The following is an 8,945-nucleotide window of genomic DNA, read 5'->3' as shown; positions in this document are numbered from 1 at the left end:
GTCGCCACCACCCGTAATCACGGCCCAACACGACGTGTCACTCGCCCTCCCTGCCTTCCTGCACCGGCTCCTGCCCAGCTGAACCATCACGGCCGCCAGCGTCTCCTGGTGATCGCCCGACTAGCAGTCATGACGCCGATCGACGGCCGAGATTTCCGGTCTTGCGGGTCACCTCGCCCGTTTAGCGGCTGCGGCCGGGGGGACTCAGCCCCTGCTGTTGGTTTGGGTTCCGACCTGTTAGGTCGGCGTGTGGGGCGGCGCTGACGGCCACTTTTTCACGGGACCGCTGAGCGCCATCAACGACGGCTGGCGGCAGTCACCCCAGAAGACGTCGTTGCAGAATGTGCATGCCAGCAGTCAGCAGACGGGGGAAGCAGATGGCAGCGAGTGCGGCAGCCGGACGGGACGAAGCCTCGCCCTCGCCGGCACCCGAGCAGGTCGCCGTACTCGCCCAGTTCGTGGCGAAACCCGGCCGGGAATCCGAGGTGTGTGACGCGCTGCTGCATCTGGTCGAGCCCTCCCGCGCAGAGTCCGGAAACGTCAGCTACGACCTTCACCGGTTGAAGAACAACCCGGCGGCGTTCTACATACTGGCCAACTGGACGGACCAGGCGGCACTCGATCAGCACATGGCCAGCGCGCACGTGCGCGCACTGTTGGACGAGCGGGTGATTCCGGAGCTCCTGGCCCGACCGATGCTGAGCTGTGCGCGGCTGCTCTCCAGCCCGGACACCAGACCGGACCGGCCGCGAGCGACGGCGGGATCCCCCGCCCAGGTGACTCTCGTCCCGTTCTTCACCATAAAGCCGGGCGAGGTCGACGCGGTACGCCGGGCCCATCTGGCGATGGTGGAGCCGACCCGGGGCGAGCCCGGCTGCCTCGCCTATGACCTGTACCAGTCTCGGGAGGACCCGTCGGTGATGTTCTTCTACGAGAATTGGACCAACCAGGATGCTCTCTCCAAGCATATGAATACGCCGAACTTTTACCGGTACGTTCGGGGCGAGGTGGACGGGCGTCTGGTGGTGCCGTGGACCGCGCACATGATGGCGATGATCAGCCAGCCCTCCCGGTAGACGAGCCGAACGGCGTCGGGTTCCGGTGAGCGCCGATCACGTCGTCGCAGCCCGCTGCGGGCGGCCTGCTGCTGACCGTCTCCCGGCGCTCGAGATTTCCGCTCAGTCGGCGCCAGAGATCAGGGCCAGGCCGGTCTCCGGGTCCACCCGTTTCGCCAGCTCCGGCGCCACTTCCGAGATGATGACCTCCAGCGTCGGCCATACCTGGCCGCGCAGCAGATGCCCGCCGACAGTGTTTCCGTCGGACCGTCCCAGCACGGTGTGCACGTGCAGGACTGGTTCGCCGTTCTGCTCGGCGACGTCGCCGAGCAGGGACAGCACCTCGACCTGTTCGGTGACGGGGATCCGGCGGTAGTCGCGGGCGTTCCGGTCGAACCAGCCGACCTCGGCGTCGGCGAACGCGCCCACGGCGGACACCCGGGCGGCGAGCAGTCGCTGCTCGCGCAGGGCCGCCACGATGGCACCGACCGCTTCCTCTTCCTTGTCGCAGATCACCACCAGGACCCGCCCCGTCTGGTGGCGCACCTCCCGCACCCTCATTGTCGTCTCCCTGCGATGTTGATGTTTCAGTACGCGGAAGCCGGATGTGTCGCCGGCCGACGCAAGCCTGCTCGCCGCCTGCGACCACACACACCGCCGTTGCGGAGCGAGCGCCAGCCAGCTGGGGTTCCTTTTCGGGCAGCGTCGCCTGCCGCGGCCGGTGTCGAGAGTCATGGGTGGTGGCCGAGGGATGCTCTGGGGTGCCGCCGGCCTGCTGGATCGGCATCCGCAGTGGCGATCGTTCGCTAGACCCGGACGATGGGGGTGTCGACGAGGTGCTCGGCGATGAACCACGTCTGGAGTTCGTTGGTGCGGATCACGTTGGACACCAGCATGTCGTTGCTTCCGTCGTCGCCGCCCTCTGCCACCCGCGCCGCGGCGTCGTGCGCGTCGTCGAGGATCAGCTCGTGCGCCTCCAGCAGGCGCGAGAGCATCGCGGGCACTTCCTCGGCGCCGTCGGGCGGGCGTGGCACCTTCGTCAGTTCCGCGACGTGACGCGGATCCCCCACCGCGATGCCGCCGAGCGTCTGAATACGTTCGGCAACCATGTCGACTAGTTCCAGCTGTTCGTCGGCGTGCTTGTCCAGCAGCAGATGAAGCTGGTAGAAGGTCGGACCCCGCATGAGCCAGTGGTGCTTCTTGTAGAGCGAGTGAAGAATCCGGGTATCGGCGAGGATCTTGTTCAACCGCTCGCACGAGTACATCCGCGCGTCATGGGAAAGGCCGATCGGGAGCTGCCGCACGGTTCCGAATGCCTGGATCTCGCGGCCGTGCTGGTGCAGCAGCGGCTGGCTGTCCGACGGAACCTTCTGCTGCGACATGCTGTCCCCTTCGTGTCTTCCCCCGTCCGGGCCGCTGCTCGACAGCTCACCAGCCGGGTTCGGCAGCCGGGCGAACGGGCGGGCCCAAAACGAAGCGTATGCGGTTGGAGACACGGAAGTGGCGGTAATCGACAGCGATCCGAGGTCGCCCGGCCCACGTATCCCCCATTCCGGTCAATCACCCGCCCCCGTCGGGACTCTCTCCCCACCAGGGACGTGACCTGGCGCTGTGTGAGGTGGACGTCGACCGGCTTCCCGGGGCCGACAAGCTGGCCGCCGAGCGGTACCCGGGTGTGGAGCGCGGGCTCCTCGACGGCACGCGCCCCTGCTGGGTTGCCCGGACTTCAGTGACTACCTCGTCAACCAGCACCCCTCCCAGAGACGTTCGGCAGGCGGCATGATCCGCGCGAGCGCGGGAAGTGTCGTTGCCGTCCGTCAGCCATGACGAGGCGAGGAGGGCGGTCGTACGAGTGACATCCGGGGTCGGGCACGCAGCCGGGGAAGCCGTCCTGTCCAGGCCACTGGTGGTCCGGCTGCTGGTGGCGCTTGCCGCCGCGTCGGGCTGCCTCGACGTGTTCTGCCTGACCCGGCTCGGCGGATACTTCGCCAGCGTGATCACCGGCAACCTGGTGCAGTTCGGCCACGCGATCGCTACGGCGCAGGCAAAGGTGTTGGCGGGCGGGGCGATCGCGGTCGGCGGCTACGCGCTGGGCGTGGCTGTCGGCACGCTCGCGCTGCGTCGCGTCGTGGCAGGCTGGCACCGGCGTACGGGAGTCGTCGCAGCGGCTGAGGCGGTGCTGCTGGCCGGTGTCGCGGTGGGCTGGTTCAGTGCCGGAGGGCGCCCCGGGTACGCCGACGGGCTGGCACTGCTCGGCTGCGCCTCGATGGCAAGCGGGATGCAGAGCATCGTCACCATCGGCTTCGGGGTTCGGGGCGCCTCGACGACATACCTGACCGGCTCGCTGACCGACGTGGTCCGGGGCGTCGTGCTCGACCCGCACCGCCTGGCCGGTGGCGGCGGTGGGGTTGCCCGGCTGCTGGCGCTGCTGGGCGGCGCCGTGCTCGGCGCGTTGACGCTGCGCGTCGCGCCGCTGTGGGCGCCGGCCCTGGCGGCGGCATTGGTTGCCGGTGTCGTAGTCGTCGCCGCCGGTTTGGCGCGTCGGACGGCCCGGATCACCGACCGGAGGGGGAACGAGTGAGAGCCGTCGTCTACGAGGATGTCCGGACCGTCGGGTTGCGCGAGGTCCCTGACGCGAGGGTGGAAGCGGAAACCGACGCGCTGGTGCGGATCACCTCCAGCGCCCTGTGCGGCACGGACCTGCACATGTATGACGGCCGGACCGGAGCCAGCCCCGGCCTGGTGCTCGGCCACGAACCGCTGGGCGTGGTGGAGCGGGTGGGTAGCGCCGTGCAGACCGTCCGCCCGGGCACGCGGGTGGTGATCCCTACACACCTGTTCTGCGGCACCTGCGCGATGTGCGCCCGAGGACTGTCCGCGGCCTGTCTACGGGCTCGAGCGGAGGGGCCGGGCGCCGCTTACGGCTACGCCGGGATGGGGCCCTACCCCGGCGCCCAAGCCGACCTGCTTCGCGTGCCCTGGGCCGACGCGAACTGCCTACCGGTGCCCGGAGAGCCCGGCGACGCGCACGAGGACGACTTCGTGCTGCTCGCCGACGCGTTCGTCACCGGCTGGCACGCCGCCGCCACCCTCGCCGAGGTCGAACCCGGCGACACCGTGGCCGTCTTCGGCGCCGGCACCATCGGCCTGCTCGCCGCGTACTCGGCGCTGCTGCGGGGTGCCCGCGTCGTCTACTGCGTGGACTACGTCGACGCCCGGCTGGACAAGGCCGGCGAACTCGGCGCGGTCCCAATCGACTTCCGTCGCGGCGACCCGGTCGAGCAGATCCGCGAGAGCCGGGCGAGGGCCGGCCTGCCCCTTGGCGAAGAGAAGCTGGGGGGCGTCGACAAGGTCATCGACGCGGTCGGATTCCAGGCCCGCGACCGGGAGCAACCGGGCCAGGAGCAGCCGAACCAGGTGCTCGCCGACGCGGCCCGGCTGGTCAACCCGACCGGCTCGATCGGCGTTGCCGGCGTGTACCCCGACAAGGACCTGCACCCACGCCCGGGCGCCACCACCCATGAAGACCTGACCGCGCCATGGGGAACCCTGTTCAGCAAAGGGGTGGCGGTCCGGTTCGGCCGCACCCACGACCGCCGCTACACCCGGCTGCTACGAGACCTGGTCGTCTCGGGCCGGGCCAGGCCCGGCGTCATCGTCACCCACCACGGCACCCTCTCCGACGCGCCCGACCTGTACCGACGCTTCGACCGCCGCGAGGACGGGGTGATCAAGGCGGTCCTTCACCCGTGACGACGCCGTTTCCAGACGGTCGACTTCGGCGAAGTGTGCCAGTACAGGATGTGGTGGGCGTCGCCGACGTCGTGGTGCAGGCAGGCGACGCGAACACGACATCGTGACGACCGCTCTCCCAAGAACTGTCATGCCGCTGCGCTGGACGTGTGCATTTTGCGCGGGCGCGGGTAATCGCGGGCGACAGTCGACGGGATGGCGGTGTCGGTGGGCACGACCGAGTTGCGGGTACCAGGCGTCGGCGGCTCGAGTGCGGAGCGGATTCTCTATCAGCCGACCGTGACCAGGGTCGCCGGCGACAAGGACGCCGGCTTCTTCCGCCCGAAGGTTGATTGGCGTGCTTCCCCAGAGCCGGGTGGGGTGATTCTCGAAACCTACCACTGGGCCAACCTGACCGGCGGCAAGGCCAGCCGGAGCCTCTCGTTCGTGCTTCTGCTGCCATTCATGCTGAGCAACGTCGCGATCTGGATGCTACCGCCAGCGCCGGCCGGGTCGGGGGGCCTCGCCCGAGCCGTATGCCGGCTGCTGGCCGCCAGCCTGACCGCGATGTACGTGCTGGCGGTGGTCGGGGTGGCGATCGACCTCGTCGCCTGGCAGTGCGCCGGCTACTCCCATTGCGCCGCGGACCGCGCACCGATGTCGTGGCTGATCGGAAGGCAGCCGGGCCAGCGACTCGCGGCTTCGGCCCTGGTGCCGATCGCCGCCGTCGCCATCGTTTGGTGGCTGGGAGGTCGGGCGTGGCGACAGCCCAATGCCAAGGCCTCGCCGGCGGGCCTCGGCGCTCTCCGCCTCGAATCCCCCGATTTCTGGGATAACCGCGCTCTCCTGCTCCGACTCAGGGCACTACACGCGGCGATCGCCCTGGGCACCGTTGACATCGTTCTGCTCGGTGCGGTCGCTCCGCGCGACGATCGAGCCGTAGGCTACGGTCTGCTGGCTCTTGTCATCGTCGTGATCGCCGCGGCCATGGCATTACTCTGCCGCCCGGCGTGGCCTACGAACCCTGCGGACAGGCGCGTCAGTTCGTCGGTCCGTGCGGTATGGGTCCTCATGCTGGCGGTCACCGCCCTAACGCTGGGATACACCGCCCTGCCCAGATCCGGATGGTCTGCGGGAAACGATCTGCCCGGCTACGAAGCCCTGGTGGCGTGGCTCTACGTCAGTCAGGCCGTGCTGCTGGTGGTGCTGGGCCTCAGCGTCGTGTCGCAGCGGCGACGACTTGAAAGCCCGGCGATTCTCGGCGGCCTCGGCGCCCCGATCGTCGTATCGTTCGCCATCGGATTCGGGGTCACCTCATGAGCCAGATGCCTCGTGGAGCCAGTTAAGCCGGCACATGGGCAGGGTTGGGGCCCCGACGAGCTACGTCAGCGCGCGGTGCGCTTGTAGCGTGAGTCGGACCCGAAGCCCGTGATCCGGCGTCTGGCCGAGCAGCTCGGCATGCATCATGAGGCGTTGCCGAACTGGTTTCGGCAGGCTAAGGCTGACGCGGGTGAGCGTCACCGATCGGCCGCCAGCGAGATGGTCGAGGAGATCGGCGGCTGCGTACGGAAGTCGCTGGGTGGCGGCGGGCGAACGAGATCTTGAAGGCGGCGAGCGCGTATTTCGCGGCGGAGCTCGACCCGACCCGGCGGCGATCATGACGTTCATTTATGAACACCGTGACCAGTTTTCGGTCGCGATCCTGCTAGGGTCATTTCCTAGTCAAAAGCGTCATACAACCCACCGAACTGCGCAAACTGACCAGTCACCGATGTTCGCGCCCACCGGCCAGCATCGTTTGCGCCAAACGGGGCCGGCACACCCCGCCGGGCGGAGAGACTGGCAGTGGTGCACCCGGGGTGCGACACAACCTGGCTACCTCGACCGGATCTTCCTGATGTCGCTGGCGGGTCCCCACCCTCGGAACCGACCAGCAAAGGGTTATCTCATGAAGCACATCCTGCTCGGCCAGCTCGACGTATCCCGCATCGGTCTCGGCTGCATGAGCATGTCCGCCTTCTACACCGGTGCGAACAGCGACGACGCCGAGTCGACCCGGGCGATCCACCGCGCCCTCGACCTGGGGGTGACGTTCCTCGACACGGCCGAGATGTACGGGCCGTACCGCAACGAGGAACTCGTCGGCCAGGCGATCAAGGGACGGCGCGACCAGGTCGTACTAGCGACGAAGTTCGGAACGCTGTCGCACCGCGAGGGTGGCGTGCGTGAACTCGACAGCAGCCCGGAGAACATCCGGCTCGCGCTCGACGGTTCACTGCGGCGCCTCGGTACCGACCATGTCGACCTGTACTACCAGCACCGGGTCGATCCGGGCACGCCGATTGAGGAGACCACCGGCACCCTCGCCACCCTGGTACGCGAGGGCAAGATCCGCCACATCGGGCTCTCCGAGGCCGGCCCAGAGACGATCCGCCGGGCGCATGCGGTGCATCCGGTCACCGCACTGCAGTCGGAGTACTCGCTGTGGACCCGGGACGTGGAGGCCGAGATCCTGCCCGTGCTGCGGGAACTAGGCATCGGGTTCGTGCCGTACTCGCCGCTCGGGCGCGGCTTCCTGACCGGCGCGATCCGCTCGACGGATCAGCTCGCCGACGACGACTTCCGCAAGAGCAATCCCCGGTTCGCCGGCGGCAACCTGGAGCGGAACCTGCGAATCGTCGAGGAGGTCGACTCCGTCGCCCGGGAGGTCGGCGCCACGCCGGCCCAGGTCGCGATCGCGTGGGTGCTGAGCAAGGGCGAGGACATCGCGCCGATTCCGGGCACGAAGCGGGTCGCGCGAGTGGAGGAGAACGCTGCCGCCGACGACGTAGTGCTCTCCGCCGACCAGATCAGCCGGCTGGACGCGATCGCACCGCCGGTCGGCGACCGCTATCCGGACATGTCGGCGATCGGCGGCTGAACAGCGACGCCGCACCGGCGTTGCCGCGCGAGCCGGCGCCGTGGCCACCCGCTTCGACAGGCTCGCCGTGCGCTACGAAGCCACCGAGCACATCGCGGCGATCAACGAATGGCTGTGGCCTACTTCGACACAGGCCCAAGCCGGCACGAACGCAACACGGCCCCGGCCGTCGTCGTCCGGTGTCGTCTCGGGGACCGCTGCGGCTCAGCCGCGCGTGACGCTGGCTGCCTCGTCCGCTCCGCGCGTGGTCGCCTGCCCGAGCGTTCTCCTTCATCGGCCCCGCGGTCGCCGCGGCGCTCGGCCCCCGTGATCGGCGACGTGCGAACGCGTTCGATCGGGCGCGGTCAACGGTGGTGGGGCAGAGCCATTCTGAGAAGTTCCTTGGTGGCCGGGCCGGGCGGCGTGGCAGCCGCCACGGCTACCGAAACCTGCCAGCTCGGACCGTTCTCCACCGCGAACGCGGCCACGTGCAGCCCTTTGGCGTGGGGCTTGCGGGTCACCGGGGCCGGCACCAGCGCGACACCCAACCCCTGGTGGACGAAGTCGAGCAGGGTGTGCACGTCATTGACCTCGACCGAGATCTGGCGCTCGGCCTCCGCGCGGGCGAACATCTGGTCATTCACGCGCCGAGCGCCCCAATCGGTGCTGAAGTCGACGAAGTCCTCGTCGAGGAGCGCCTCCAGGTCGACGTTGTCCCGCTGGGCGAGCCGGTGCCCGGGGTGGCAGAGCAGGACCATCTTCTCGGCGGCCAGCGGCAGCAGGCGTACGCCGTCTGGCGGTGGGCCGGGCAGCGCGACGAAGCCGACGTTGAGCCGGCCCTGCCGGATCTGCTCAGTGATCTGGCCAGAGCCGGCGTAGCGCAGCCGGATCTCCACGCCGGGATGGGCCCGTCGAAACGACGCCAGCAAGGGCGGCAGATCGATGACGCCCAGACACTGCTCGGAGCCGACGGTGAGGCTGCCCCGCAGGAGCCCGCGTACGGCGGCCACCGCGTCGCGGGCCGCCATTGCGCTGGCCAGCGTCCGATGCGCCTCCACCAGTAGCGCCCGCCCCGCGTCGGTCAGCTCCACCCGCCGGGTGCTGCGCACGAACAGTTCGGCGTCCAGGTCCCGCTCCAGGGAGCGGATGGCGGCGGACAATCCGGACTGCGCCATCCGCATCCGTTCCGCCGCGCGGGTGAAATGGCGTTCCTCCGCGACCGCGACGAAGTACTCCAGGTGCCGTAACTCCATGATTCA

The 8,945-nt window shown here is 69.2% G+C and carries 8 protein-coding genes and 1 pseudogene; 6 read left to right on the top strand and 3 right to left on the bottom strand.

The annotated features are described in order from the left end of the window. The first annotated feature begins 377 nt into the window (after positions 1 to 377). Positions 378 to 1,076 carry a putative quinol monooxygenase gene (locus tag F8274_RS01040; RefSeq protein ID WP_192579649.1) on the top strand — a complete coding sequence of 233 codons (699 nt, stop codon included), beginning with the start codon at positions 378 to 380 and terminating at the stop codon, positions 1,074 to 1,076. Between the two features lie 102 nt (positions 1,077 to 1,178). Here the strand turns inward: F8274_RS01040 and F8274_RS01035 are convergent, their stop codons facing one another. Then, complete coding sequence (locus F8274_RS01035) at positions 1,179 to 1,616, bottom strand: PPC domain-containing DNA-binding protein (RefSeq protein ID WP_151460349.1); 438 nt, start codon at positions 1,614 to 1,616, stop codon at positions 1,179 to 1,181. A gap of 245 nt (positions 1,617 to 1,861) precedes the next feature. Further along, complete coding sequence (locus F8274_RS01030) at positions 1,862 to 2,437, bottom strand: Dps family protein (RefSeq protein WP_151460348.1); 576 nt, start codon at positions 2,435 to 2,437, stop codon at positions 1,862 to 1,864. 470 nt (positions 2,438 to 2,907) lie between these two features. Here F8274_RS01030 and F8274_RS01025 point away from each other — a divergent pair, with 470 nt between their 5' ends. The 5 genes and pseudogenes from F8274_RS01025 (at position 2,908) to F8274_RS01010 (ending at position 7,707) form a co-directional block, all read left to right on the top strand. Then, positions 2,908 to 3,636: a YoaK family protein gene (locus F8274_RS01025; RefSeq protein ID WP_151460347.1), complete on the top strand. Its 729-nt coding sequence runs from the start codon at positions 2,908 to 2,910 to the stop codon at positions 3,634 to 3,636. 59 nt (positions 3,637 to 3,695) lie between these two features. Then, on the top strand, positions 3,696 to 4,808 hold the full coding sequence (locus tag F8274_RS01020; RefSeq protein WP_225853519.1) for an alcohol dehydrogenase catalytic domain-containing protein: 1,113 nt from the start codon (positions 3,696 to 3,698) through the stop codon (positions 4,806 to 4,808). Between the two features lie 195 nt (positions 4,809 to 5,003). Further along, entirely contained in the window at positions 5,004 to 6,107 is a 1,104-nt protein-coding gene (locus F8274_RS01015; RefSeq protein WP_151460345.1) for a hypothetical protein, read from the top strand. Between the two features lie 102 nt (positions 6,108 to 6,209). After that, positions 6,210 to 6,392, top strand: a pseudogene (locus F8274_RS32500) (hypothetical protein); the annotation flags it as partial. A 343-nt stretch (positions 6,393 to 6,735) separates the two neighbouring features. Beyond that, on the top strand, positions 6,736 to 7,707 hold the full coding sequence (locus tag F8274_RS01010; protein WP_151460362.1) for an aldo/keto reductase: 972 nt from the start codon (positions 6,736 to 6,738) through the stop codon (positions 7,705 to 7,707). Between the two features lie 344 nt (positions 7,708 to 8,051). Here F8274_RS01010 and F8274_RS01000 read toward each other — a convergent pair whose 3' ends face one another. After that, positions 8,052 to 8,939, bottom strand: coding sequence for a LysR family transcriptional regulator (locus F8274_RS01000; RefSeq protein WP_151460343.1), 888 nt, complete (start codon positions 8,937 to 8,939; stop codon positions 8,052 to 8,054). Positions 8,940 to 8,945 lie beyond the last annotated feature (6 nt).

This window comes from Micromonospora sp. AMSO31t (genome assembly GCF_008868175.1).
Classification (GTDB): domain Bacteria; phylum Actinomycetota; class Actinomycetes; order Mycobacteriales; family Micromonosporaceae; genus Micromonospora.
Note: the sequence above shows the minus strand (reverse complement) of the source record. Positions and strands in the feature narration are given on the sequence as shown.